Origin of the sequence: Thalassospira alkalitolerans, assembly GCF_002115745.1 — a bacterium.
Taxonomy (GTDB): domain Bacteria; phylum Pseudomonadota; class Alphaproteobacteria; order Rhodospirillales; family Thalassospiraceae; genus Thalassospira; species Thalassospira alkalitolerans.
The window spans coordinates 1-600 of sequence record NZ_JFKB01000056.1; the positions used below are offsets into that span (position 1 = coordinate 1).

Genomic DNA, 600 nt, shown 5'->3' on the forward strand with positions numbered 1-600 from the left:
CAACATCAAGCGTCGGCGCATCGGCAACGCCGGCAACGTCAACTGTCAGCGAACCTGTAGTGGTTGCTACATCGCTGCCATCAGCCGATTGCGCGGTTACACCAAGATCAAATGATCCGCTGAAGTCATCCGCAGGCGTGATCTTCAAACCGTCAAGATCATCACCCGACAGGCTCCAAGTACCATCACCATTATTGGTCCCGGCAGACAGGCTTGCCCCGTCTGGAATACCAGAGATGGTGACAGTCAGAACCTCGCTGGAATCTGTCAGACCAGCATCGATATCGAGCGCAATCGCAGAATCTTCTTTGCCGGAAGCATCCGCCACATCAAGCGTCGGTGCATCCGCGACGCCGGCAACGTCAACCGTGATGCTATCGCTAACAGTCGCAACGTCGCTGCCATCGGCAGATTGAGCGGTCACACCGAGATCAAACGATCCGCTGAAGTCATCCGCAGGCGTGATCTTCAAACCGTCAAGATCATCACCCGACAGGCTCCAAGTACCATCACCATTATTGGTCCCGGCAGACAGGCTTGCCCCGTCTGGAATACCAGAGATGGTGACAGTCAGAACCTCGCTGGAATCTGTCAGACCAG

1 protein-coding gene is annotated in these 600 nt (G+C 55.5%); it reads right to left on the reverse strand.

What is annotated here, in order from left to right:
• Positions 1-600: Ig-like domain-containing protein (locus tag TALK_RS22190; protein ID WP_169715098.1), on the reverse strand; the 600-nt coding region annotated here is incomplete at both ends.